26 protein-coding genes and 1 tRNA gene are annotated in these 24969 nt (G+C 67.5%); 11 read left to right on the forward strand and 16 right to left on the reverse strand.

Annotated features, from left to right (window positions below; all coding sequences use genetic code 11):
* Positions 1–69: 69 nt before the first annotated feature.
* From ABIA65_RS28885 to lepB, 3 genes are all read left to right on the forward strand, one after another.
* Positions 70–513 carry a MarR family winged helix-turn-helix transcriptional regulator gene (locus ABIA65_RS28885; protein WP_241404523.1) on the forward strand — a complete coding sequence of 148 codons (444 nt, stop codon included), beginning with the start codon at positions 70–72 and terminating at the stop codon, positions 511–513.
* Between the two features lie 43 nt (positions 514–556).
* The gene (locus ABIA65_RS28890) at positions 557–1768 is read left to right on the forward strand and encodes an MFS transporter (RefSeq protein ID WP_354525711.1); all 1212 of its coding nucleotides are present in this window, start codon (positions 557–559) and stop codon (positions 1766–1768) included.
* A gap of 77 nt (positions 1769–1845) precedes the next feature.
* Entirely contained in the window at positions 1846–2607 is a 762-nt protein-coding gene (gene lepB, locus ABIA65_RS28895) for a signal peptidase I (RefSeq protein ID WP_354525712.1), read from the forward strand.
* A gap of 73 nt (positions 2608–2680) precedes the next feature.
* On the opposite strand, the gene ABIA65_RS28900 is transcribed toward lepB, so the two are convergent.
* Positions 2681–3424: a VIT1/CCC1 transporter family protein gene (locus ABIA65_RS28900; protein ID WP_371747021.1), complete on the reverse strand. Its 744-nt coding sequence runs from the start codon at positions 3422–3424 to the stop codon at positions 2681–2683.
* Positions 3425–3514: 90 nt separating this feature from the next.
* On the opposite strand from ABIA65_RS28900, the gene ABIA65_RS28905 reads away from it, so the two are divergent.
* A complete protein-coding gene (locus tag ABIA65_RS28905; RefSeq protein ID WP_354525713.1) occupies positions 3515–5473 on the forward strand; it encodes an acyl-CoA dehydrogenase family protein in 1959 nt (652 codons plus the stop codon).
* Here ABIA65_RS28905 and ABIA65_RS28910 read toward each other — a convergent pair.
* Positions 5470–5955 carry an LppP/LprE family lipoprotein gene (locus ABIA65_RS28910; protein WP_354525714.1) on the reverse strand — a complete coding sequence of 162 codons (486 nt, stop codon included), beginning with the start codon at positions 5953–5955 and terminating at the stop codon, positions 5470–5472. The genes ABIA65_RS28905 and ABIA65_RS28910 overlap by 4 nt on opposite strands.
* Before the next feature lie 17 nt (positions 5956–5972).
* Positions 5973–6048 (reverse strand) — tRNA-Asn (locus tag ABIA65_RS28915).
* 192 nt (positions 6049–6240) lie between these two features.
* On the opposite strand from ABIA65_RS28915, the gene ABIA65_RS28920 reads away from it, so the two are divergent.
* A complete protein-coding gene (locus ABIA65_RS28920; RefSeq protein WP_241404519.1) occupies positions 6241–6486 on the forward strand; it encodes a hypothetical protein in 246 nt (81 codons plus the stop codon).
* Here ABIA65_RS28920 and ABIA65_RS28925 read toward each other — a convergent pair.
* The 3 genes from ABIA65_RS28925 to ABIA65_RS28935 form a co-directional block, all read right to left on the reverse strand.
* Positions 6483–6797 carry a DUF7155 family protein gene (locus ABIA65_RS28925; RefSeq protein WP_241404518.1) on the reverse strand — a complete coding sequence of 105 codons (315 nt, stop codon included), beginning with the start codon at positions 6795–6797 and terminating at the stop codon, positions 6483–6485. The genes ABIA65_RS28920 and ABIA65_RS28925 overlap by 4 nt on opposite strands.
* Before the next feature lie 66 nt (positions 6798–6863).
* Positions 6864–8813 (reverse strand): DNA primase, encoded by a 1950-nt coding sequence (dnaG, locus tag ABIA65_RS28930; protein ID WP_241404517.1) that lies wholly within the window; start codon positions 8811–8813, stop codon positions 6864–6866.
* Between the two features lie 4 nt (positions 8814–8817).
* Positions 8818–10086, reverse strand: coding sequence for a deoxyguanosinetriphosphate triphosphohydrolase (locus tag ABIA65_RS28935; RefSeq protein ID WP_241404516.1), 1269 nt, complete (start codon positions 10084–10086; stop codon positions 8818–8820).
* 72 nt (positions 10087–10158) lie between these two features.
* Here ABIA65_RS28935 and ABIA65_RS28940 point away from each other — a divergent pair, with 72 nt between their 5' ends.
* Positions 10159–12159, forward strand: a complete 2001-nt coding sequence (locus tag ABIA65_RS28940) for a TPM domain-containing protein (RefSeq protein ID WP_354525715.1) — start codon at positions 10159–10161, stop codon at positions 12157–12159.
* Between the two features lie 70 nt (positions 12160–12229).
* Here the strand turns inward: ABIA65_RS28940 and ABIA65_RS28945 are convergent, their stop codons facing one another.
* Positions 12230–13117 (reverse strand): type IV toxin-antitoxin system AbiEi family antitoxin, encoded by an 888-nt coding sequence (locus ABIA65_RS28945; RefSeq protein ID WP_241404514.1) that lies wholly within the window; start codon positions 13115–13117, stop codon positions 12230–12232.
* 175 nt (positions 13118–13292) lie between these two features.
* Positions 13293–14678 carry a glycine--tRNA ligase gene (locus ABIA65_RS28950; protein ID WP_241404513.1) on the reverse strand — a complete coding sequence of 462 codons (1386 nt, stop codon included), beginning with the start codon at positions 14676–14678 and terminating at the stop codon, positions 13293–13295.
* A gap of 97 nt (positions 14679–14775) precedes the next feature.
* Between ABIA65_RS28950 and ABIA65_RS28955 the strand changes: the two genes are divergently transcribed.
* Both ABIA65_RS28955 and ABIA65_RS28960 read left to right on the forward strand, forming a co-directional pair.
* Complete coding sequence (locus ABIA65_RS28955) at positions 14776–15150, forward strand: ArsR/SmtB family transcription factor (RefSeq protein ID WP_241404512.1); 375 nt, start codon at positions 14776–14778, stop codon at positions 15148–15150.
* On the forward strand, positions 15147–15575 hold the full coding sequence (locus ABIA65_RS28960) for a Fur family transcriptional regulator (RefSeq protein ID WP_241404511.1): 429 nt from the start codon (positions 15147–15149) through the stop codon (positions 15573–15575). Before ABIA65_RS28955 ends, ABIA65_RS28960 begins: the two co-directional genes overlap by 4 nt.
* Before the next feature lie 3 nt (positions 15576–15578).
* Here the strand turns inward: ABIA65_RS28960 and ABIA65_RS28965 are convergent, their stop codons facing one another.
* Genes ABIA65_RS28965 through recO form a run of 3 tightly spaced genes read right to left on the reverse strand, consistent with a single transcriptional unit; the run spans position 15579 to position 17702 of the window.
* Positions 15579–16031 carry a hypothetical protein gene (locus tag ABIA65_RS28965; protein WP_354525716.1) on the reverse strand — a complete coding sequence of 151 codons (453 nt, stop codon included), beginning with the start codon at positions 16029–16031 and terminating at the stop codon, positions 15579–15581.
* Positions 16031–16912 carry a decaprenyl diphosphate synthase gene (locus tag ABIA65_RS28970; RefSeq protein WP_241404509.1) on the reverse strand — a complete coding sequence of 294 codons (882 nt, stop codon included), beginning with the start codon at positions 16910–16912 and terminating at the stop codon, positions 16031–16033. The genes ABIA65_RS28965 and ABIA65_RS28970 overlap by 1 nt, the downstream gene beginning before the upstream one ends.
* The gene (gene recO, locus ABIA65_RS28975) at positions 16860–17702 is read right to left on the reverse strand and encodes a DNA repair protein RecO (RefSeq protein ID WP_241404508.1); all 843 of its coding nucleotides are present in this window, start codon (positions 17700–17702) and stop codon (positions 16860–16862) included. The genes ABIA65_RS28970 and recO overlap by 53 nt, the downstream gene beginning before the upstream one ends.
* 77 nt (positions 17703–17779) lie before the next feature.
* Here recO and ABIA65_RS28980 point away from each other — a divergent pair, with 77 nt between their 5' ends.
* The 3 genes from ABIA65_RS28980 (at position 17780) to ABIA65_RS28990 (ending at position 20755) form a co-directional block, all read left to right on the forward strand.
* Positions 17780–19231 (forward strand): amidase, encoded by a 1452-nt coding sequence (locus tag ABIA65_RS28980; protein ID WP_354525717.1) that lies wholly within the window; start codon positions 17780–17782, stop codon positions 19229–19231.
* Positions 19232–19278: 47 nt separating this feature from the next.
* A complete protein-coding gene (locus tag ABIA65_RS28985; RefSeq protein ID WP_241404506.1) occupies positions 19279–19776 on the forward strand; it encodes a CAP domain-containing protein in 498 nt (165 codons plus the stop codon).
* 88 nt (positions 19777–19864) lie between these two features.
* A complete protein-coding gene (locus ABIA65_RS28990; protein ID WP_241404505.1) occupies positions 19865–20755 on the forward strand; it encodes an NAD-dependent epimerase/dehydratase family protein in 891 nt (296 codons plus the stop codon).
* A 4-nt stretch (positions 20756–20759) separates the two neighbouring features.
* On the opposite strand, the gene era is transcribed toward ABIA65_RS28990, so the two are convergent.
* Genes era through ABIA65_RS29015 form a run of 5 tightly spaced genes read right to left on the reverse strand, consistent with a single transcriptional unit; the run spans position 20760 to position 24862 of the window.
* Positions 20760–21677, reverse strand: coding sequence for a GTPase Era (gene era, locus ABIA65_RS28995; RefSeq protein ID WP_354525718.1), 918 nt, complete (start codon positions 21675–21677; stop codon positions 20760–20762).
* Complete coding sequence (locus ABIA65_RS29000; RefSeq protein ID WP_241404503.1) at positions 21674–21991, reverse strand: cytidine deaminase-like protein; 318 nt, start codon at positions 21989–21991, stop codon at positions 21674–21676. Before ABIA65_RS29000 ends, era begins: the two co-directional genes overlap by 4 nt.
* A complete protein-coding gene (locus tag ABIA65_RS29005; RefSeq protein WP_241404502.1) occupies positions 21988–23277 on the reverse strand; it encodes a hemolysin family protein in 1290 nt (429 codons plus the stop codon). Before ABIA65_RS29005 ends, ABIA65_RS29000 begins: the two co-directional genes overlap by 4 nt.
* Positions 23274–23810: an rRNA maturation RNase YbeY gene (gene ybeY / locus ABIA65_RS29010; protein ID WP_241404501.1), complete on the reverse strand. Its 537-nt coding sequence runs from the start codon at positions 23808–23810 to the stop codon at positions 23274–23276. Before ybeY ends, ABIA65_RS29005 begins: the two co-directional genes overlap by 4 nt.
* Positions 23807–24862, reverse strand: coding sequence for a PhoH family protein (locus ABIA65_RS29015; RefSeq protein ID WP_241404500.1), 1056 nt, complete (start codon positions 24860–24862; stop codon positions 23807–23809). The genes ybeY and ABIA65_RS29015 overlap by 4 nt, the downstream gene beginning before the upstream one ends.
* Positions 24863–24969: the final 107 nt, after the last annotated feature.

Raw genomic sequence — 24969 nt, forward strand, 5'->3', positions numbered from 1 at the left:
TCGCCGCCTGTGAGCGTTGCCAGGGTCACCCCTGCCACCTACATAGAATATCTATGTAATATGGGCGTCATGACTCCACCTGCCTCGGCTGAAACGGCACTCTCGTCGGATCTACTGACCGTGGTCGCCAGAATCAATCGCCTGGCAAGTCAACGAGTCCGGCTCGAGCTCCCCGTCGCCCAGGCGCGCCTGCTCGCCGCCATCGAGGACCAGGGCGCCGCACGCATCTCCGACCTCGCGGCTCTCGACCACTGCTCCCAGCCGACGATGACCACTCAGGTTCGCAGGCTCGAGGACGCCGGCCTGGTCTCCCGCACCGCCGACCCCGCCGACGCGCGCGCCGTGCTGATCAGCATCACGGAAAAGGGCGTGCGGGTGCTGGCCTCGGTACGCGCAGACCGCAGCGCGGCACTCGACCCCTACCTCGAGCGACTCGACGCGACAGACCGGCAGACCCTCGCCGACGCGGTCCGGGTGATGCGCGAGTTGCTCGACGAGGCACAGCGTCGCTGACCCCAATCCCCACGAAACACCAACCATCAGGAGGACCCGCCACATGTGGCGCCAACCCAAGGCCGTCTGGGCGGTCGCGTTCGCGTCCGTCGTCGCCTTCATGGGAATCGGCCTGGTCGATCCCATCCTCAAGCCGATCGCCGACGGTCTTGACGCCTCGCCGTCACAGGTGTCGCTGCTGTTCACCAGCTACATGGCGGTGATGGGTGTGTCGATGCTCATCACCGGGGTGGTGTCGAGCCGGATCGGGCCGAAACGCACGCTGCTGCTGGGCCTGTTGGTGATCATCGTCGGCGCGGGCCTGGCCGGCATGTCGGGCACCATCATGGAGATCGTCGGCTGGCGGGCGCTGTGGGGTCTGGGCAACGCGCTGTTCATCGCCACCGCGCTGGCGACCATCGTGAACTCGGCACGCGGGTCGGTGGCGCAGGCGATCATCCTGTACGAGGCCGCGCTCGGTCTGGGCATCGCGGTGGGCCCGTTGGTCGGCGGCGCGCTGGGCTCGATCTCCTGGCGTGGCCCGTTCTTCGGGGTGTCGGCGCTGATGGCCATCGCCCTCGTCATCACCGCGTTCCTGCTCCCCGACAGCCCACGCCCCGAGCGGGCCACCACACTGGCCGACCCGTTCCGCGCACTGCGCCACCGCGGCCTGTTCGGCGTCGCGATGACGGCACTTCTCTACAACTTCGGTTTCTTCACGCTGCTCGCCTTCACCCCGTTCCCGCTCGACATGACCGCCCACCAGATCGGGCTGATCTTCTTCGGGTGGGGTGTGGCGCTCGCATTCACCTCGGTCGTGGTCGCGCCGCGCCTGCAACGCCGGTTCGGCACCATCCCGACGTTGGTGGTCAACCTCCTGTTGATGACGGCGACGCTGGCGGCGATGGCCGTGTGGACCGACCACAAGGCCGTGCTGGCCGCCTGCGTCGTGGTGGCTGGCCTGTTCATCGGCGTCAACAACACGTTGATCACCGAGACCGTGATGAAGGCCGCGCCGGTCGAGCGCAGTGTGGCGTCGGCGGCGTACAGCTTCGTGCGCTTCGGCGGCGCCGCCGCGGCGCCCTGGCTGGCCGGTTTCCTCGGCGAGCGGTTCAACGCCCACCTCCCCTTCTGGGTCGGCGCGGGCGCGGTCCTGCTGGGCGCAGCGGTGCTGTTCGCCACACGCAGCCACCTCGCGGGCGTCGACGCCGACGAGGAGCCGCTCGACGAACTCACCGACGAGGCAACCGCGATCACGGTGGGCAGCGACAGTTAGGTGACGGTCGTCCCTATGAGCATGCCGTCCGTCCAAACACGTCGGGGGCCGCATACTCGTATGGCAACGTCGACGCCGTGACTGACAGCATCGACGCGGCGGGCTCGCGCGACAACTCACCGTCCAAGCTCGGTTCTAGCGCTGCGGCTACGCATGTCGGGACGTCTGCGCCGCCGAAACGAAAGCGGAGCGTGCTGCGCAAGGTCGTTGTCGTCGTGGGATTGTTGATCGCATTTCTCGCGGTTCTGTACTTCGTCATCGTCATGTTTTTTGCTCGGACGTACACGGTCCTGTCGGAGGGAATGGGGCCGACCCTTCTGGGCTGCAGTGGCTGCGCCAATGACCATGTCGTCGTCGACAAACTCACCTATCGCTTCAACTCACCGCAGCCCGGTGACGTGATCGTGTTCCGAGCTCCCTCGGCATGGAACGTCGACTCGAAGTCGACCGACGAGAACGGCCTGGTCAAAAGGGTTATCGCGGTGGGCGGCCAGACCGTCCAGTGCAGCGCGGCCACAGGGCTGACCGTCGACGACAAGAGACTCAACGAGCCCTATCTCGATCCCACCACGATGATGGCCGACACCAGCGTCTACCCGTGTTTGGGCAACGAGTTCGGCCCAGTTGAGGTACCGGAGGGCCGACTGTGGGTGATGGGCGACAACCGCACTCATTCGGCCGATTCACGCGCGCTTTGCACGAGTACGCCCGCCGACGCCATGCGCGGGTTGTTATGCACCGGCGACCCCATGGCTGGATCCATACCGGTGGACAGTGTCATAGGGAAGGTGCGGTTCATCGCCTGGCCACCCTCACGATGGCGCGACGTCGGGCCGTGAACGTCGACGCCGACGAGGAGTCGCTAGACGAACTCACCGACGAGGCCACCGCGATCACGGTGGGCAGCGACAGTTAGGTGACGGTCGTCCCTATGAGGGTGCCGACGACATAGGTGGCGCCGATGGCTATGCCTCCGAAGGCCAACTGCCGCAACGACCCCTGCCACACCGGCTTGCGGGTGAAAGTCGCAGCCACCCCGCCGGCGATCAGCAGGCCCACACCGCCGCACGCCAGCCCGAACCACAGCGTGCCGAAGCCGAGCAGGTACGGGATCAACGGAATGATGGCGCCGATCGCGAACATCAGGAATGACGATCCCGCGGCCGTCCACGGCGACGGCTTCGACCTCGGGTCGACACCCAGCTCCTGCACCAGGTGGAAGTTGAGTGCGGTGTTCTCGTCACGGTGGATCTCCTCGGCGGCCGAGGTGGCGGTGGCCTGAGTCATCCCCATGCTCATGAGCGTCTCGACCAACTCCGCCTGCTCGGCATGCGGATGCTTGCGGAACGAACGTCGCTCGACGCGGACCTCTGACTCCACCTGCTCGTTGGCCGTGGTCACCGACGTGTACTCGCCGAGCGCCATCGAGAACGCACCGGCAAGCAGTCCGGCGACGCCGGACAACACGACGGTGTTGGCGTCGGCGCTGGCCGCGACACCCGCGATGAGCGCGGTGTTGCTCACCAAACCGTCCATCGCCCCGAAGGTGGCCGCCCGCAGCCACCCACCTGACACGTCCGCATGCCGATGATCAATCTGGTGCGGCATACCCGCCCCCGGCTGCGCTTCGCGAGGCTCGACCATGACGTTGATCATGCGCCTTCCCTTGTGAACCCGTCGAGCAAGGTTTACCTACGTTTGGCCCATCACAGTTTTAACGACGCGTTCGCGGGCTACCGTCCAGGTATGACCACCACTGCCGATCATCTCCGGAACACGCTGGACGGACGCTGGCGTGATGTGAAGAACCGCGTGCGCCAAGAACTCTCCACCGAGATCTTCCGCCCGCACTACACACCCAACACCGTCATCGCCCGGACCAAGGTGGCCGAGCAACTGAAGATCATGGCCGCCAGGGGTGCGGCGGAGGACGGCTTCAAGAAGGAGCACGGCGGCAACGGTGACGTCGGCGCCGCAGTGACCCAGATCGAGATGCTCGCGATGTCGGACCTGTCGCTCATGGTGAAGGCCGGCGTGCAGTGGGGCCTGTTCGGCGGCGCCATCGAGAACCTCGGCACCGAGCGTCATCACCAGGCCTATGTGAAGAAGATCATCAACCTGGAGCTGCTGGGCTGCTTCGCCATGACCGAGACCGGGCACGGCAGCGACGTCCAGTCATTGGAGACGACCGCTACCTACGATCCGGCCACGTGCGAGTTCGTCATCGACTCCCCCACTCGGACATCGCGCAAGGACTACATCGGCGGCGCGGCCGAAACCGCCCGCGTGGCAGCCGTGTTCGCACAGCTGATCACCCACGAGGACGGTAAGCCCGTGGTGCACGGCGTGCACTGCCTGGTGGTGCCGATCCGCGACGACGAGGGCAACGACCTGCCCGGCGTGACGACATCGGACTGTCACTACAAGGGCGGCCTTCCCGGCGTCGACAATGGCCGCATCCAGTTCGACCAGGTGCGGGTGCCACGGGAGAACCTGCTCAACAAGTACGCCGACGTCGCCGAGGACGGCACCTACACCTCACCCATCGAGAACCCCAACCGCAGGTTCTTCACCATGCTCGGCACCCTGATCCGGGGGCGGGTCACCGTCGGCGGCAGCGCGGCTGCGGCCGCCCGCGTCGCACTCGACATCGCGGTCCGATATGCGTTGGAGCGCAGGCAGTTCGAAGCACCCGGAGACGAGAAGGAGGTGCTGATCATGGATTACCTGGTGCATCAGCGCCGCCTGTTCCCCCTTGTCGCGCGGTCCTACGCACTGCAGTTCGCGCAGAATGAGCTCGTCGCCAAGTGCCACGAACTGCAGACGTCGGACAGCCCGGACGCCGAGGAGCAGCGGGAGTTGGAGTCCCGCGCCGCGGGGCTGAAGGCCGCCAACACCTGGCATGCGACACGCGCCATTCAGGAGGCCCGCGAGGCGTGCGGCGGCGCAGGTTATCTCGCCGAGAACCGGTTGATCGCACTGAAGGCCGACACCGACGTGTTCACCACGTTCGAGGGCGACAACCACGTGCTCACCCAGCTGGTGGCCAAGGAACTGCTCACGGCCTACGCCGACGACGTCAAGGGCATGAGCCCGGTCGAGTGGGTGCGCTTCGCGGCGAACTTCGCAGGCGAGCGGGTGCTGAAGCGGACCGCGGCGCAGACGATCATGCAGACGATCATCGACACCCGCGAGGACAACGAGGAGGAGGGCAGCCTCTTCAACCGCGGCACGCAGGTCAAGATGTTCGAGGACCGCGAGGAGTACATGATCGCCTCCGTGGCCCGCCGCCTTCAGGGCAAGTCCAAGGAGATGTCCCCGTTCGACGCGTTCAACGCCGTGCAGGACCACGTGTTGCACGCCGCCCAGGCGCACATCGACCGCATAGTCCTTGAGGCGTTCGTCGCCGGTATCGACGCCTGTGAGGACGCGAAGGCCCGCGAGATCCTCGGCCTGGTGTGCGATCTGTACGCGCTGACGGTGATCGAGGCCGACAAGGCCTGGTTCGTCGAGCACCGCTTCCTGTCCACCGAGCGCGCGAAGGCCGTCACCCGCGGCATCAACGACCGGTGCCGCAAGCTGCGCCCGCACGCCGAACTACTGGTCGACGGGTTCGGGATTCCCGAGCAACTCCGCTACGCCGAGATGCTGCACCCAGAACACATCCCAGACGCCGACGAGGGCGAGCCGCAGGACGCCCGCTAGGGCTGCGGCCCCGGAATCGGGTCGAGCGCCTTCAGCCCGTCGTCGGCCAGCTGGAAGCGCACGGTCCCGATTCCCGTCGGGCAGCACGCCTTGTCCGCGCCCTGGCGCCACTGGTACTGGACCGTCACGGTGTCAGGGCTGGAGTTCACCACGGCGATGTAGGGCCGCGGGTCGGGCGTCGGCGTGCCGATCGGTGCGCCACCGTCGAAGAACAGCACCTGGCCCGGCGCATCGGAGGCGGGCGCAGCCGAGGCGACCTGCACCCAGTACAGGCGGCAGTCGGTGGTGTTGCCCCGCGCCGACTCCCGCCACTGCTGACCGCCGGAGATCTTGGCGATCTCGGCATTGACGGTGTCAGTCGACGGTCCCTGCTCGGCCGTGCAGGTGTTGGGCTGCGCCTGGTTCCCGCTCGATGGGCTCCAGCCGCAGCCGGCGGCCACCAGGATCAAGACGGAGGCCGCGGCGGCCGCGAATGCTCGCATGAACGCGAGTTTACGGGTGGCTCCCCCGCCTGGACTCGAACCAGGAACCGTCCGATTAACAGTCGGAAGCTCTGCCAATTGAGCTACAGGGGATTGCCCGTCTGGTGCGCGAAACCTGCCCGCGAACCGAGGCATGACTCTAGCGCATGATGGCCCGAACTCTGGAACCGGGCAGGCGACCCGCCGCCGAACGCCAGCATCCGCGCTGGGCCCGCCACCATCGCGCCGCACTCGCCTCGGGTGAGGCAGGATGGAGGCGATGCACCGTCTCGATGGAGGACTCCTGTGATCCGCTTCGCCGCCGTCCTGGCAGTCGGCTACGTGCTGGGCAGCAAGGCCGGCAGACAACGTTATGAGCAGATCGCGGGCACCTACCGTGCCGTCACGGAGAGCCCGCGAACCAAGGCGTTGATCGACGCAGGGCGACGCAAGGTAGCGGATCGGGTGTCACCCGATCCACACTTGGTGAAGTTGACGCCCATCGACGCCACGACCTCGGTACTGCGGCCGGAAACGGCCGCAGACCGCTAGCCGATCGGCACAGTCCAGGTCTGGCCCGGCAGCAGGGGGCCGGTGGTGACGCCGATGCCGCCGCCGCGACCGTTGGCGGCGCCGCTGTTGGGGCCGTACACGCCGATGTCGGGGGTGCCCACGTTGATGCCGTTACCGCTGGAGTATCCGGCGCAGACGCCGTCCTCGATGTTGCCAACGTGGGACAGGCACCGGGGGCCAGCGATAGCCTCGGAAGCGTCGGTGCTGGTCAGCGCAATGGCGATCGGAGCGGCCAGGGCGGCGACGGCCAGCGAGCCGGCGGCGACGAGACGGTGTGCTCGGATGGTCATGGGGTGGGCCCTCCAGATGGGTCGACGTGCTGAGACAGCGACCTCACAATAGCGCGAATGCTCTGCTCACGCAGTGAGGTCGTCGCCGCTCGCCCGCTCGATCAGGCTCTTGCGGTACGTCTCGAGTGCGATCAGGTCGCCGTACAGGGCGTGATACTCGTCGCTGTGGTCCACCGACGACATTCTCTGCAGCTTGGACTTCATCTCGGCGATCTGCCTGCCGACCCAGACCTCCTGCTGCCTGGCCAGCACCGCCCCGATATAGCGCGGCAGTCGCTCGTCGTCGACGACGTTGATGGACTCCGCGCTCAACTCGTTGACCAGGTTGGCCGCCTCGGCCGACGGCACCTTCGCGCGCACGGCCTCGATCCAGTCCGCGCCTGACAGTCCGGCTGAGGTTCCGCCCGCCGCAACGATCGCCGCGTGCACACCGAGATAGGCGGGATGCGCGAAGCTCTCATTGGACAACGCGTCGAACACGGGCCCGGCGATGGCCGGATACTGCAGCGCCCCCTTGAGCGACTCGCGCTGTGTCCACAGCGTGGGGTCGCGGGGGTCCGGGCGTGACACCGGCGGCGGCACGGCACGCGCCACGGAGGAGGCATCGTGGGCCGCCGAGGGCCGCCGGCCCGCCGGCCTTCCCCCACCGCGGCCGGCCTCCTCACGCACCCGGCCGAGAACCTGACCGACGTCATCCCAGCCGACCCAGCCGGCGAGTTGTCGCGCGTACTCGTCGCGCAGCGAGGAGTCCTTGATCTTGGCGACGATCGGCACGCAGCGGCGCAGTGCGGCCACCCGCCCCTCGGCGCTGTCGAGGTCGTGCTCACCGAGAGCGGTGCGAATGGCGAACTCGAACAGCGGTGTTCGCCTTGCCACCAGATCGCGCAGGGCACCCTCGCCCGAACGCAGTCGCAGGTCGCACGGGTCCATACCGTCGTCGGCCACCGCGACGAACGACTGCCCGGCGAGGTTCTGCTCGCCCTCGAACGCCTTGACCGCGGCCGCACGGCCCGCCGCGTCGCCGTCGAAGACGTAGATCAGCTCGCCACGAAAGAAGTTGTCGTCCATCATGAGTCGCCGAAGCATCGAGAGATGCTCGTCACCGAAGGCGGTACCGCAGGACGCCACCGCCGTCGTCACACCGGACAGGTGCATCGCCATGACGTCGGTGTAGCCCTCCACCACCACCGCCTGGTGCCCGCGGGCGATGTCACGCTTGGCCAGGTCAAGACCGAACAGCACGTTCGACTTCTTGTACAACACCGTCTCCGGTGTGTTGACGTACTTGGCCTCCATGTGATCGTCGTCGAACAACCGCCGCGCCCCGAACCCGATCACCTCACCGGCCGATACCCGGATCGGCCACAGCAGGCGGCGGTGGAAGCGGTCCATCGGCCCGCGCTTGCCCTCGCGCGACAACCCCGCCGCCTCGAGTTCTTTGAACTCGAATCCCTTGCGCAGCAGGTGCTTGGTCAGCGTGTCCCACCCGGACGGGGCGAAGCCGCACCCGAACCGGGCGGCCGCCTCGGCGTCGAAGTTGCGGTCCAGCAGGTACTGCCGCGCCGCGGCGGCCTCATCCGACTTCAGCGCCTCGGCGTAGAACTCCTGCGCGGCGGCGTTGGCCGCGATCAGCCGACTACGGCTACCGCGATCGCGCTGGACGTTGGTGGTCGACCCGCCGGTGTAGGTGACGGTGTAGCCGATGCGATCGGCCAGCAACTCCACCGACTCGACGAAGGAGACGTGCTCGATCTTCTGCAGGAAGGCGTAGACGTCGCCACCCTCACCGCACCCGAAGCAGTGGAAGTGGCCGTGGTTGGGCCGGACGTGGAAGGACGGGGACTTCTCGTCGTGGAATGGGCACAGGCCCTTCATCGAATCGACGCCGGCGCGGCGCAGCTGAACGTAGTCACCGACGATGTCCTCGATGCGAATGCGTTCACGTATGGCCGCGATATCGCGATCAGGGATTCGGCCACCCCGTGTCGCTTCGCTCCTACCCGTCGAACCGACCATCGGCTCAGTCTAGGGGCCGGGGCGAGCGCGCCTCGTGCACTCGTTCCAACCGCCCCTCGGTGTAGGACGCGATCTGGTCGATCACCACCCGCAGCCGGGCTCCGTCGTCGGCGGCCGCGACGAACTCCGGCGCGAACTGCGGGTCCAGACTGCTCGGCGCCTGCGCCCACAGCGCCAGGGCGACCTCGTGCACGAGGGTCCGCTGGTCCGCCTGAATCTGCAGGTGCTGGTGGTCGGACATGATGAACTGCAGGGCCAGCATCTTCAGCACCGCCACCTCGGCGCGCACCAGCGCGGGCACCGCGAGGTCGGTGTCGAAGCGCTTCAGCGGGCCGCCACCCGCGACGGCGCGGGTCTGTGTGATCGCCGCGTTGGCGAACCGGCCCACCAGCTCACTCGTCAGCCGCTTGAGCGCGACGGACGCCGCGATGGTGCCGTCATACTTGCCCACCGCCGCGACCACCGGTATCTGCGACAGCCGCTGCGCGGCCTCCAGCAGATCGTCGTGGCGCACCGCCGGGAAGGACTTGACGCCGAGACGAGCCAACGAGGCGGCGGCGCTGGTGTCGGCCAGCACCCGCAGGTCAATGCGCCCGGAGATCACACCGTCCTCGACGTCGTGCACCGAGTAGGCGACGTCATCGGCCCAGTCCATCACCTGGGCTTCCAGGCACGGCCGCTCGGCGGGCGCACCGTCGCGCACCCAGGCGGCCCCGTCGGCGTCGTCGTCGTAGAACCCGAACTTCTTGCGGTCGCCGCGTACCCACGGATACTTCGTCACCGCGTCGAGGGAGGCCCTGGTCAGATTCAGGCCCGCGGAACGCCCCTCGCCGTCAAGGACTTTGGGCTCCAGTCGGGTCAGAATCCGGAAGTTCTGCGCGTTGCCCTCGAAACCGCCGAAGGCCTTCGCGATCTCATCGAGCGCGCGTTCACCGTTGTGCCCGTATGGCGGGTGGCCGATGTCGTGGGCCAGACCGGCCAGGTCGACCAGATCCGGATCGCAGCCCAGACCGACGGCCATCCCGCGGCCGATCTGGGCCACCTCCAGGGAGTGGGTGAGCCGGGTGCGCGGGGTGTCGCCCTCACGGGGCCCGACCACCTGCGTCTTGTCGGCGAGCCTGCGTAGCGCGGCACAGTGCAGCACCCGGGCCCGGTCTCTGGCGAAGTCGGTGCGGTGCTCGCTGTCGGTACCCGCCAGTGCCGCAGCCTTGGGCGCCTCGACCACCAGGCGCTGCCGGTCGAAGTCGTCGTAGATGTCGCTGGTGGTACTCACTGACGCACAGTCTGCCAGCACCGTTGTTCGGTCTCGGGTGCCCGGGCCGTGCTGACCACTAGATTGACGATCATGCGCAGGAGACTTCGGGTGACACGCCTTTTCAGCCTGGTGCTCGCGGTGCTCGCCGCAGCTCTGCTGGTACCCACCGCCCCGACCGCCTGGGCCGACCCGCCGCTGCGGCTGTCCAACTACGTCACCGACAACGCCGGGGTGCTCGACCGCGGCCAGTCCTCGGCGGTGCAAGCCGCGGTCGAGGATCTCTACACGCAGCGCCGCGTTCGACTCTGGGTGGTCTACGTGGACTCGTTCTCAGGTCAGAGCGCTGACACCTGGGCCCGAAACACCATGCGGATCAGTGACTTCCAGAATGAGGACGCCATCCTGGCGGTGGCCACCACCGACCGTGCCTACGCACTGCTGGTGCCCAAGGCCGCGGCGGGCAGCATCGACGTCGACACGCTGCGCCGCAACGAGGTCGAGCCGGCGTTGCGGCGCGGCGACTGGGCCGGGGCGGCGGTCGCCGCGGCAACCGGCCTCAACGCCACCAGCTCGGGCGGCAGCGAGATCACCTGGGTCGGCATGCTCGCGATCCTCGCCGTGATCGTCATCGCCGTGGCGCTGCTGCTGTGGTGGCGGAGCTGGCGGCGACGCAAGCGCCGCGCGGCCGAGTTCGCGGCGGCACAACGCGTCAACCCGGCCGACCCCGCCGCGTTGGCGGCGCTCTCGCTCGACGCGCTCGACGATCTCTCCCGCTCGATCGTGGTCGACGTCGACAATGCCGTCCGAACCAGCGACAACGAACTGGTTCTGGCCGTCGAGGAATTCGGCGAGAAGGACACCGCACCCTTCAGCGCGGCGGTCGCCGCCGCCAAGAAGACGCTGACGCAGGCGTTCAACGTGCGTCAGATCCTCGACGACGCCGTGCCTGAGACGCCCGCGGAGCGCCGCGACCTGCTCACGCGCGTCGTGGTGGCCGCGGCCAAGGCTGACCGCGAACTCGATGCCCAACGCGAGGCCTTCCAGGAACTTCGAGATCTGGTCATCAATGCGCCCAGCCGGCTCGACAGCCTGACCCAGCAGATGGTGGATCTCACCGCGCGAATCGAACCGTCACGCCAGACGTTGGCCGCGCTCGGAGCGCAGTTCTCCGAGACCGCCCTGACCTCGGTCACCGGGAACGTCGAAACGGCAAGCCAGCGACTGACGTTCGCCGACCAGAACATCACCAATGCCAGGACGCTTGTCTCCCGGCCCGCCGGAAGCCAGAGCGGTCTGGTCGACTCCATCCGGGCCGCCGAGTCCGCGCTGGGTCAGGCCCGCACGATGCTCGACGCGATCGACAGCGCCTCCACCGATATCAATCGTGCGGTCGCGGGCCTGCCCGCGGCGATCGCCGACATTCAGAACGGCGTCAAGCAGGCGGGTGAACTGCTCGCACAACCTGGCACACCCCGGACCGACGAGCTGCGCACCGCCCGTGACGCGGCCGCCGCCGCGGTGGCGGTCGCGCAGAGTAGCGGCAGCGCCGACCCGCTGGGCGCCTTCACACAGTTGACGCAGGCCGACGCCGACCTGGATCGGCTGCTGGCCACCATCACCGAGGAACGCGAGACCGCGGAGCGCATGAGCCGCGCGTTCGACCAGGCGCTGTTCAGCGCGCAGTCACGGGTGCGGGCGGTAACCGACTTCATCGACACCCGCCGCGGCAGCGTCGGTCCTGAGGCGCGCACCCGGCTGTCGGAGGCGGTCCGTCAACTCGGGGCTGCGCAGTCCAAGCGGACGAGTGACCTGGCCGAGGCCATCGCGCACGCCAACGGTGCGGCGATGCTCGCCGAGCAGGCGCAGACGCTGGCGCACACCGACGTCAGCAATGCGCAGCGGGCGTACTCCAACTACCGCGGTGGTGGCGGCGGGAACTCCGGGGCGATCCTCGGCGGCATCATCATCGGCAACATCCTGTCGGGCGCCCTGGGCGGCGGCCTCGGCGGCAGCGCCGGAGGCGGCTGGAGTTCAACGACATTCGGCGGCTCGGGCGGCGGCGGTTTCAGCGGCGGCGGCGGCCGCTTCTAGGTTCCGGCTCCCCCACGAGCGCGCGTGTTTGCGGGCGACACGCCGAGCCTAGATCCAACTCTGCGCGCGCTCATGCCGCACGCGAGCGGTTCAACTCGGTCTCGATCCGACGCACCGTCTCGCAGGGCCACCGCCTGACATCGTCGAACACGATCGATATGACAGACCATCCCATCTCGAGCAGAGCGGCGCGCTTCAGCCGGTCGCGCCGGAAGGCGACGGGATCGCTATGCCAATCGAAGCCGTCATATTCGACCGCGACCTTGACGTCAGGCCAGGCGAAGTCCAGCCGCCACAGCCGGCCGTCCGCGTCGATCACCTCGTATTGCAATGCGGGCGAGGGTAAGCCACCATCGAGCATCATCAAGCGCGCCTCGCTCTCCATCGGCGACTCGGCGAGCGCGTCGGCCAGCGGGATGAGTTCACGGACATGGACGATCCCTCGACGTCCGAACTGTTCGACAGCAGCCATGTGCATGTCCTGCCGAACACACGTCCGACTGCGCAGCGCTGCATCCAAGGTGGCCAGGGCCCGTGGTCGCCTAAGACTGCGGGCCACCTCGACCGCGGTCCATGCCGGCGAGGTGGCCCGCCGACCGTCAACCATCACCAGCGGCGCCCCGTCTCGGCGGTGCACCTTCAAGCCGTCCGAGTCGCGCAACAGATGTCGAGGCGGAGTGAGGACGTGGAGGTCGTCGTCCTCCTCGGTGTCGAATCCGTGCGCCGCCGCCGCGGTACCAAGGCAGATGGCGACAGGCGCGCCCGCACGAAGGTCGAGGCCACGAAGCCGGGTCTTCGTATCAGGCTCAGCACTGGCGTAGACGCCGGTCCACACCTTGATCAGATCGCCGCGTGTGATCCTGGTGTCGAGTTGGCTTCGGCTCAACACATCCCTTAGCTGGCCCGACGTCGCCACGCCACCGTGGGCGTCGAGTACCGCTTGCACCGCATCATCCACATGTCGGATGTTCCGGCCAGACGACCGTCCGCAACAGACCTCTGGCCCAATTTGTGGATGACGGCCCGTCTGTGGACAGATCGACCGAGCGCGAGAGCGCGCAAAGTCCGATTTCCAGACGGCGTGTCGCCCGCAAACACGCGCGCTCGCGGAAGGGGGGTCAGCGGAAGTTGGGTCAGCAGCCCTTGAGGCGCACCGCCAGGTAATCGGACACGGCGTCGATCGCCACGCGCTCCTGTGTCATCGCGTCACGTTCGCGAACGGTGACGGCATGATCGTCGAGCGAGTCGAAGTCCAGCGTCACACAGAACGGGGTGCCGATCTCGTCCTGACGCCGGTACCGCCGACCGATCGCACCCGCGTCGTCGAACTCGACGTTCCACGACTTGCGCAGCTCGGCGGCCAGGTCGCGGGCCTTAGGCGACAGATCCGCATGCCGCGACAGCGGCAGCACCGCCGCCTTGACCGGGGCCAGCCGTGGGTCGAGCTTGAGCACCGTGCGCTTGTCGACGCCGCCCTTGGCGTTGGGCGCCTCGTCCTCGGTGTAGGCGTCCACCAGGAAGGCCATCAGCGAACGCGTCAGCCCCGCTGCCGGCTCGATGACGTACGGCACGTAGCGCGCCTCGGTGGCCTGGTCGTAGAACGACAGGTCCACGCCGGAATGCTTTGTGTGCTGCGACAAGTCGAAGTCAGTACGGTTGGCCACGCCCTCCAGCTCACCCCACGGGTTGCCCTGGAATCCGAACTTGTACTCGATGTCGACCGTGCGGGTGCTGTAGTGCGACAGCTTGTCCTTGGGATGCTCGAAGAGCCGCAGGTTCTCGGGGTCGATGCCGAGGTCGACGTACCACTGCAGACGGGTGTCGATCCAGTACTGGTGCCATTCCTCGGCGGTGGACGGCTCGACGAAGAACTCCATTTCCATCTGCTCGAACTCGCGAGTGCGGAAGATGAAGTTGCCGGGGGTGATCTCGTTGCGGAAGCTCTTGCCCGTCTGGGCAATTCCGAACGGGGGCTTCTTGCGTGCGGTCGTCACCACGTTGGCGAAGTTGACGAAGATGCCCTGCGCAGTCTCGGGCCGCAGGTAGTGCATGCCCTCCTCGGTCTCGATCGGGCCGAGGTGGGTCTTGAGCATCATGTTGAAATCGCGCGGTTCGGTCCACTGCCCCTTGGTGCCGCAGTCCGGGCACGCGATCTCCGCCATCGGAACGGCGTCCGGATCGTCGAGCCCCTTCTTGGCCGCGTACGCCTCCTGCATGTGGTCCTGCCGATGCCGCTTGTGGCAGTTCAGGCACTCCACGAGCGGGTCGTTGAAGGTCTTGACGTGTTCGGAGGCCACCCACACCTCACGCGGCAGGATGACCGCCGAGTCGAGACCGACGACGTCGTCACGGCCGGTGACGATCGACCGCCACCACTGCCGCTTGATGTTCTCCTTGAGCTCGACGCCCAGTGGGCCGTAGTCCCACGCCGACTTCGTGCCGCCGTAGATCTCACCTGACTGAAAGACCAGGCCACGGCGTTTCGCCAGGTTCGCAACGGTGTCGATGATGGATGCCACGGGTCCACAGCGTAGTCACGTGCCTGAGAGGCCCGCGCCGCGCCACTGGTTGACGTGCACGTTGACATGCACTATCGCGCATGTATCCTCACTACTAATGAAAACGGTTTCCAGTTTAGCGGGTCGGGCCGATCAGCCGCACGACCCCCACGAGCACGACGACATCCCCGCAGTCGAGCTGCCCGCCCGTGATGTCCTCGACTCCGCGGGTGAACTGCTGCGCGCCCTCGCGGCGCCCGTTCGCATCGCGATCGTGCTGCAACTGCACGCGTCCCCGCGCTGCGTGCACGAGCTGGTCGACGCGCTCGGGGTGCCCCAACCGCTGGTCAGCCAGCACCTGCGGATCCTCAAGGCAGCCGGTGTGGTCGCCGGCGAGCGGTCCGGGCGCGAAGTGCACTACCGGCTGGTGGACCACCACCTGTGCGAGATCGTGCTCGCGGCCGTCGCGCACTCCGCCGAGGACCACCGATGACAGGGACCGTGGAGAATCCGGCAAAGGAGTCAACAAAGGTCGCGGTCCGCGCCACCAAGCAGCGCGCCGCGATCGCCGCCCTGCTGGAGAGCGTGGAGGAGTTTCGCTCCGCGCAGGAGCTGCATGACGAACTGCGCCGCCGCGGCGAGGTCATCGGCCTCACCACCGTGTACCGGTCGCTGCAGTCCTTGGCCGCGGCAGGAGCGGTCGACACCCTGCGCACCGACACCGGCGAGTCGGTGTACCGCCGATGCTCGGCACATCACCACCATCACCTGGTGTGCCGCGCGTGCGGAACCACCATCGAGGTAGAGGGCGGTGCCGCCGAGAAGTGGGCCGCCGACGTCGCCAGCGAGCACGGCTTCACCGATGTCACGCACACCATCGAGATCTTCGGTGTGTGCGGCGAGTGCGTCTCGGCGTAGGCGTCAGCCGGTGAGGTCCGCCCGGACTTCCGCGCCGGCCGAGAGCACCATCATGACCAGGGTTCGCAGCGCATCGTCGCCGAGCCCCGCGGCAGGAAAGTTGTAGCGCAACAAGACGTCGGCGACCTTCTTGGCCGTCGACCGCCCCGTCGCCGCCTTGGTCGAGGACCCGTTCACCGGTGATTCGACGAGCTTCTCGACAAGCACCACGGTGCCCAGCATCGTCCTGCCCGCGTGCCCACCGACCCGTTCGCGGAGCTTGTTGGTCAGCGGCAGGTCCCACGCCAACGGCTGGGTCAGCGACACCATCTCCAGTCCGTCGGCGATCAACACGACGCGCAGCGACGCGACGGTGCCCTCGTGACCGACGGTGATGGCCTCGTCGTCCTCCTCGAGCAGCGTGGTCACCGCGCCGAGCACCGACGAGAGACGACCGAGCAACTCGCCGGACGCCATCAGGCCCTGCCGAACCTGCGATTGCGGTTGACGTACTCCTCGCACGCCGCCCACAGGTCGCGCCGGTCGTAGTCGGGCCAGAGCTTGTCCTGGAAGACGTACTCGGCGTAGGCGGCCTGCCAGATCAGGAAGTTACTGGCCCGCTGCTCCCCTGACGTCCGGATGAACAGGTCGACGTCGGGAATGTCGTTGCGGTGCAGATGCTTGGCGAATGTCGCCTCGTTGATCTTGGCTGGATTGATCTTGCCGTCGGCCGCCTGCTGCGCGAGTTCTTGTGCGGCCTCCACGATCTCGGTGCGGCCACCGTAGTTCACGCAGTAGTTGACCGTGATGACGTCATTGTCGACTGTCATGTCCTCGGCGATGTCGAACTCCTTGATGACGCTGCGCCACATCCGAGGCCTGGACCCGACCCAGCGCATCCGCACGCCCATCGCGTCGAGGTTCTCCCGGCGGCGGCGCACCACCTCCCGGTTGAAGCCCATCAGAAAGCGCACCTCCTCGGTGCTGCGCTTCCAGTTCTCCGTCGAGAACGCGTACACACTTAGGTGCTTGATGCCCAGTTCGATCGCACCGCAGGTGATGTCGATGAGCACCGCCTCACCCATCTTGTGCCCATCGGTGCGGCCCAGGCCACGCTGGGTGGCCCAGCGGCCGTTGCCGTCCATCACCACGGCGACGTGGTTGGGCACCTGACCCGCCGGGATCTGCGGAGCCACCGCCTTCGACGTGTGCTGCGGCGGACGGGAGAACCTGCCGTTGGTCTCGGGCGGCAGTTGTGGGAACTCCACCGGCCAGGTGGACTTGTCCGGGAAGCTCGGATAGTCGTCAGGCGCTGGAGGCAGCTGCGGGAAGGTCTCCTTGCCCCGGATGGATGCCATGCGCCTCATCCTGCCTGACCAGGGCGGCCCTTTTCTCGCCGACCGTGGTGTCCGCGCGGTAGACGCGCTCCACCAGCGGCAATGTTCGCATCTGCCGTTCCAGGTGCCACTGCAGGTGCGCGGCCACCAGACCGCTGGCCTGGCTCCGGTGCGATGCCGACGAGACCTCGGCAGCCTCCCAGTCGCCGTCGTGCAGCGCGGCCATCAGATCCAGGACGCCCTGGGGCGGTGTGACCGAACCGGACGGCCGACAGTGCACGCAGACACTGCCTCCCGCGGCGACATGAAACGCCCGGTGTGGGCCGGGGGTGGCGCACCGGGCACATTCGACGAGCGAAGGCGCCCAACCCGCAATCGACATGGCGCGCAACAGATAAGCGTCGAGTACCAGTTCCCGCGCCCGCGCCCCGTCGGCCACCGCACGCAACGCCGCGACGGTCAGACGGTGCAATGCGGGCGCCGGGGCGCGCTCCTCGCCTGCGATCCGCTCGGCGGTCTCCAGCACCGCGCACCCGCAGGTGTAGCGGCCATAGTCGCTGACGATGTCACTGGCGAACGCGTCGATGGCCTGCACCTGCGTGACGATGTCGAGATTGCGCCCTGGGTGCAGTTGGACGTCGATGTGCGCGAACGGCTCCAGCCGGGCCCCGAACTTGCTCCGGGTGCGGCGCACTCCCTTGGCCACGGCACGGACCAGCCCGTGGTCCCGGGTGAGCAGGGTCACGATCCGGTCAGCCTCGCCGAGCTTGTGCTGGCGCAGCACCACAGCCCGATCTCGGTACAACCGCATCGGGACAGTCTCCCATCAGAAGGCGACAACGCCGCCGAGGCCCGCCCGTCGCCGGGCCGGATATTCTCGGAGCCGATATGCCACGCACTCCCTCCCCGACACGCGACTCCTCCAACCGGTTCCCCACCCTGACCCAGCAGCTCTATCAACTCGCCAGCGGCCAGACGACGTCGGTCAAGCTGGTACGACGTTCACTGGACGCCATCGCCGCCAGCCAACACAGCCTCAACGCGTTCCGGGTCGTGTTGGCCGAACAGGCCCTCGCCGATGCAGTGGAGGCCGATCGCAAACGGGCGACCGGGCACTACCTTCCGCTATTGGGCATCCCGATCGCGGTCAAGGACGACGTCGACATCGCGGGCATCCCCACCCGATTCGGCACATCGGGTCCGGTGGCTCCCGCCGCCGCCGACAGTGAGGTCGTGCGCCGCCTGCGGGCGGCAGGCGCGGTGATCGTCGGCAAGACCAACACGTGTGAACTCGGACAGTGGCCATTCACCAGCGGGCCGGGTTTCGGTCACACCCGAAACCCATGGTCGGCCGAGCACTCGCCCGGCGGATCGTCGGGAGGCAGCGCCGCGGCAGTCGCAGCCGGGTTGGTGACCGCGGCCATCGGCTCAGACGGCGCCGGAAGCGTTCGTATCCCCGCAGCCTGGAGCCACCTTGTCGGCATCAAGCCGCAGCGCGGACGCATCTCGACCTGGCCGCTGCCCGAGGCGTTCAACGGAATCACCGTCAACGGGGTGTTGGCCCGCACGGTCACCGACGCCGCGCTGGTCCTCGACGCGGCGTCGGGCAACGTCGACGGCGATCTGCACCAGCCGCCGCCGATCCGCGCCACCGAGCACGTCGCCCAGGCACCCGGCCCGTTGACGGTCGCGATGTCGACGGCGTTCCCATTCACCTTCTTTCGGGCCACGCTGCACCCCGAGATCCGGTCGGCCATGGAGGTGATCGCCGGCCAGCTCGGGGAACTGGGGCACACCGTGCGGGCAGCCGATCCCAACTACGGACTCCGGATGTCCTGGGACTTCCTGTCCCGCTCGACATCGGGTCTGCTGAACTGGGCCGATCGCCTCGGTCCGTTGGTCGACCTGGATGTGCGCACCACGAGCAATATGCGGACCGGTCGTCTGCTGTCCGAACGGGTGCTGCGCAAGGCCCGCAGGCACGAGGCCGATGCCCAGCGCCGGATCGGGTGGATCTTCAACCTGGCCGATGTGGTCCTGGCGCCCACCACGGCGCTGCCCCCGCCGCGGGTCGACGCCTACGACCGGCGCAGCAGCTTCGCCACCGACCGCGCCATGATCCGCGAATGCCCGGTGACGTGGCCGTGGAACGTACTGGGCTGGCCGTCGATCAACATCCCGGCGGGTTTCACCTCCGATGGCCTGCCGATCGGCGTGCAGTTGATGGGTCCAGCGAACAGCGAACCCCTGTTGGTCTCGCTGGCCGCCGAGCTCGAGGTCATCGGCAACTGGGCGACAAGACAGCCCGATCCGTGGTGGGAATCGGCGGGCGAAGGTTAGTCCGGATCCCTCACCGGGCTCTGCTGCAGCGCGTAATGTCGCCGGACATGAGGAGCAGCGATGTCGCACGCCGGTGTGCCCGCGCCCTGCCCGCACTGGCCGTCATCGGCGGTGCGGTCATCGCGGCACCCACGGCCAACGCCGACAACAAGCGGCTGAACGAGAGTGTTGCCGCCAACGTCTACACCATCCAGCAAAAGGCCGGCTGCGAGACGGACCTCAAGATCAACCCGCAGCTGCGGTTGGCCGCGCAGTGGCACACCAACGACGTCCTGAACAATCGCGCCCTCGACGGTGACATCGGATCCGACGGCTCCACGACGCAGGACCGCGCGAACGCCGCCGGCTTCAAGGGTGTGGTGGCCGAGACCGTCGCCATCAACCCCGCGCTCGCCATCAATGGCGTCGAGATCATGAACCAGTGGTTCCACCGGCCCGACTACATGGCGATCATGTCGAACTGCGCCAACACTCAGATCGGGGTGTGGTCGGAGAACCGGCTCGACCGCAGCGTCGTCGTCGCGGTCTACGGTCAGCCCGGCTGAGCGCGATTTGGGTTAGCCCGTGACCGGCGGCCACTCTCGCGTTAGCGGGTTGCGCTGCAGCGCATTCGACGGGAAGAGAGCGCAGTAGATGCGGATCCTGGTGGCGGGTGCGACGAGCGTGCCAGGCATTCCGCTGCTGCGTGAGCTGACTGCCCGCGGTCACGACGTGGTGGGGCTGACCCGGTCAGCGTCGAAGACGCCGCAGATCGCCGCCACAGGTGCGAAACCACTGGTTGCCGACGTGTTCGACCAGACCCAGATCGACGCGGCGCTGGCCGAGATCGCTCCTGAGGCGGTGGTCAGCCTGCTCACCACACTGCCCGCCTGGGGGCCAAAGCGCGTCAAGGACTTTGAACCTGCGACCAAGTTGTGGAGTATCGGTGCGCCGAACCTGGTGGCGGCCGCACAGCGTGCCGGCGTTCGTCGGATAGTCGCTGAATCGGTGATCTTCGCCTACGGGTACGCCCCCACCGGTCCGGCGCTGATCGACGAGGCCGACCCGTACCCCGGGCCGCCGCCTCCGAAGGGCGCCGGGTTTCTGGCCGCGTTGCGGGAGATGGAACGGACAGTGCTCGCGGTGGACGGAATCGTGTTGCGGTACGGCGTGTTCTACGGCCCCGGCGTGACGCACGACGAACTGTTCGTCAAACTCGCGAAATGGTGGGCGGTGCCCGCGATGACGGGCACCGGAATCCTGTCGTGGGTGCACATCGATGACGTCGCCCGCGCGACGGCCGACGCCGTGGAGAACGGCCGAAATGGCCAGATCTACAACATTGTCGACGACCGGCCGCGGTCGTTTGGCGACTACATCCGCGAACTCAACGCGAAACTGCACAGGCCGAGGCCGTGGCCGATCTCACCGAAGCTCGTCAGGTTGGTCGCCTCGTATCCGGCGACGGCGTTCGGCACGACGTGGCTGCCACTGTCGAACGCGAAGGCCAGGGCCGAACTCGGTTGGACACCCATGCACGGGTGAGCCGCTAGAAACCCAGCTTCCCCAGCTGCTTTGGGTCGCGCTGCCAGTTCTTGGCGATCTTGACCCGCAGATTCAGGTACACCTTGGTCCCGAGCAGCTTCTCGATCTGAGTGCGCGCCGCGGTGCCCACCTCCCGCAGCCGCGCGCCGCCCTTGCCGATCACGATGCCCTTCTGGCTGTCGCGCTCGACGTAGAGGATGGCGTACACGTCGATGAGTTCCCCCTGCTCCTCCGAGCGGCCCTCGCGGGGCGTCATCTCATCGATCACGACGGCCAACGAGTGCGGAAGTTCGTCGCGGACACCCTCGAGCGCCGCCTCCCGAATCAGCTCGGCCATCAGGACTTCCTCCGGCTCATCGGTCAGTTCGCCGTCGGGGTAGAACGCGGGCCCCGGGGGGAGCTTCGAGACGAGCACGTCGACAAGGACATTCACCTGTTCGCCGGTCGTCGCCGACACGGGCACGATCTCGCAGTCCCCGCCGGTCAGTTCGCTCACCGCGAGCAGTTGAGCCGCGACCCGATCCTTGGGCACCTTGTCGGTCTTGGTCACGATCACGATGAGCGTGGTCCTGGGTGCGACGGCGCGGACCTGCTCGTAGATCCAGCGGTCACCCGGGCCGATGGCCTCGTCGGCGGGTATGCACAGCCCGATGACGTCGACCTCGGAGTAGGTGTTCTTGACCAGTTCGTTGAGCCGCTGGCCGAGCAGAGTCCTCGGCCTGTGCAGGCCGGGCGTGTCGACGAGCACTATCTGGAAGTCCTCGTTGTGCACGATGCCGCGGATCGTGTGCCGCGTGGTCTGCGGTCGGTTTGAGGTGATCGCCACCTTGGTCCCGACCAGCGCATTCGTCAGCGTCGACTTACCGGTGTTGGGCCTGCCGATGAAACAGACGAAACCCGAACGAAATTCGGTATCGGTCATCGCGGCTCCCCTGCCCGGTCGGTGACGATGATCGCGGCGTCGGCCGACAGCTCGCGCACCGCGGCCACCCCCGCGTCATCGGCGGTGCCGCCGACGAGCACCGCGGCCTCCAGGCCCGCCGCCCCGCTGGAGACTGCGGCGGACACCGCGGCCTGCAATGCGGTGAGGCTCAGGGCCGCAAGTCCGACGGGGGCTCCGGCGTAGGTGCGGCCGTCGAGATCGCGCACCGCCGCACCGCTTTCCGACTCGGTCCGGGCCATCGCCCCACGTGCCAGGGTCACCAGCTTCGCGTCCTCGGTGTCCAGGGTGGTCATCGATCCTCCTCGATCTCGGTGGTGGGGGCGACCAGCACCGTGCCGATGCGCACCCGACCACGGTGGTCACGGCCACCCTCCGCGCGCAATCGCAGCCCATCCCAGATCACCTCGGCGCCGGGAAGGGGCACCCTGCCCAGCTCGTGGGCCAGCAGTCCGCCGACGGTGTCGAAGTCGAGGTCGTCCTCGATCTCGAGACCGGAGAACAGTTCGGTGAGGTCCTCCAGCGGCAGCCGCGCGGACACCCGGAACCGCTGGTCACCCAGGTCCTCCCAGGGCTGGACCTCGTCCGTGTCGTACTCGTCGGCGATCTCGCCGACGATCTCCTCAAGGACGTCCTCGATGGTTGCCAGTCCGGCGATCGCGCCGTACTCGTCCACCAGCAGTGCCATGTGGTTGCGGTCGCGCTGCATCTCGCGCAGCAGGTCGTCCAACGGCTTGGAGTCCGGTACGAACACCGCGGGACGCATCACGTCGGCGACCTTGGTGTCACGGCCGCCGTTGGTCGAGTAGTACGTCTGCTGAACCAGGTCCTTGAGGTACACCACGCCCACCACGTCATCGACGTTGTCACCGATCACCGGGAGGCGGCTGTGACCACTGCGCACCGCAAGGGATGTGGCCTGGCCCGCGGACTTGTCGGACTCGATCCAGACCATCTCGGTTCGCGGCACCATGATCTCGCGCGCCGCGGTGTCCCCGAGTTCGAACACGGACTGGATCATGCGACGCTCGTCGTCGGCGACCACGCCGCTCTGCTGCGCCAGGTCCACCACCTCACGCAGTTCGATCTCGGAGGCGAACGGGCCGTTGCGGAATCCGCGGCCCGGGGTCAGTGCGTTCCCGATCAGCACCAGCAGCCGACTGATCGGGGTCAGCAGAACCGAGATCGCCTGTAGCGGAAGCGCGGCCATCAGGGCTATCGAGTAGGCGTTCTGCCTGCCGAGGGTGCGCGGGCCGACGCCCATCGCCACGAATGTGACCACCACCATGATGGCCGCGGCGACCACCAGTGCCCACTGCAGCGCGAAGTACTCGGCCAGGTAGGCGACGAGCAGGACGGTGGCAATGGTCTCGCACGTGATGCGTAGCAGCACAACGAGGTTGATGTAGCGGGGCCGGTCGGTGACCAGCCGCGCCAGTCGGGCGGCGCCGGGGCGTTCCTCACGGACGAGTTCCTCGACGCGGGCTATGGAGACGGTGCTGATGGCGGCGTCGATCGCCGCGAACAGTCCGCCGATGAGAATCAGGGCGATGGCGCCGAGCAGCGGCGCGAGTGCGGTCACGGGTGGTCGTAGAACCGCGACTTGTCGAGCAGCTCCCGATCGCGCTCGGTCTGCCGTTCCCGGTGATAGGCCGCCACCTGATCGGCGACCCACTCCTCGAGCAGTTCGCCCTGCAACGCAAACATCTCCTTCTCCTCATCGGGCTCGGCGTGGTCATAGCCCAAGAGGTGCAGGACGCCGTGCACGGTAAGCAGCGCGAGTTCGTGGCCCAGTGAATGTCCGGCGGTCTCAGCCTGTTTGGCGGCGAACTCCGGGCACAGCACGATATCGCCGAGCATCGACGGTCCCGGTTCGGGCGCGTCGGGCCGGCCACCGGGCTCGAGTTCGTCCATCGGAAAGCTCATCACGTCCGTCGGACCGGGCAGATCCATCCACCGCATGTGCAGATCGGCCATGGCCGCGGTGTCGAGCAGCACCATCGACAACTCGGCGGCCGGATTGACATCCATTCGCTTGATGACGAAGCGCGCGACGCTGATCAGCTCGGACTCGGAGACGTCGATCCCCGACTCGTTGGCCACCTCGATGGTCATCGGCGCTGCCTGCCCATGTTGGCGCGACGCTGGGAGCGGTTGAGTCCGCCAGACTCCTCGGACTCGGATCTCGCGTAGGCGTCCACGATCTCCGACACCAGCCGATGGCGCACGACGTCGGCACTGGTGAGTTCCGAGACGTGAATGTCGTTGATGCCGTGGAGGATGTCGACTGCGGCCCGCAACCCAGAACGGGCACCTCCGGGCAGGTCGACCTGCGTGGCGTCCCCCGTCACGACCATCTTCGAGCCGAAGCCCAACCGGGTGAGGAACATCTTCATCTGCTCTGCCGTGGTGTTCTGCGCCTCGTCGAGGATGATGAACGCGTCATTGAGACTGCGGCCACGCATGTACGCCAGCGGCGCGACCTCGATGACACCCGTGCTCATCAGCTTCGGGATCAACTCGACGTCCATCATGTCGTGCAGCGCGTCATACAGCGGACGCAGATAGGGGTCGATCTTCTCACTCAGCGTGCCGGGCAGGAACCCAAGGCGCTCACCGGCTTCCACGGCCGGCCTGGTGAGGATGATGCGCGACACCTGTTTGGTCTGCAGCGCATTGACCGCCTTCGCCATCGCCAGGTAGGTCTTGCCGGTGCCGGCGGGGCCGATGCCGAACACGATGGTGTGCGCGTCGATCGCATCGACGTACCGCTTCTGGTTCAGCGTCTTGGGACGAATGGTCTTGCCGCGCCGCGACAGGATGTCGAGCGTCAGCACCTCGGCGGGCGACTCGGTGCCCGATCCGGTCAGCATCGACAGCGTGTGACGCACGGCGTCAGGGGTCAGGCGCTGTCCGCTGGCGACGACGGCGAGGAGTTCGGTCACCGCACGCTCGGCGAGTGCGACGTCGGCGGGCTCACCGGACAGGGCAAGTGCGTTGCCGCGCACGTGGATGTCTGCGGTCAGCAGGTTCTCCAGGGCGCGCAGATTCTCGTCGGCTGAGCCGAGCAGGCCCACCACCAGATCGGGCGGCACGTTGATATTGCTGCGCACGGCGTCGTTGCTTCGCATGGCCGACGACGCAGCCTGCGTCTCGCGGGGAGTCACGTGGTGTTCAGTGCCTGCTTTCTGTGCTCTGGTAGCGGTGCAATTGCAGTTTACCGCTGGTCACGCACTCAAACCAACGGTCGACCCACAGCGCGGGGTGCAAACCG

Source organism: Mycolicibacterium sp. 624, from assembly GCF_040548615.1.
Lineage (GTDB): Bacteria > Actinomycetota > Actinomycetes > Mycobacteriales > Mycobacteriaceae > Mycobacterium.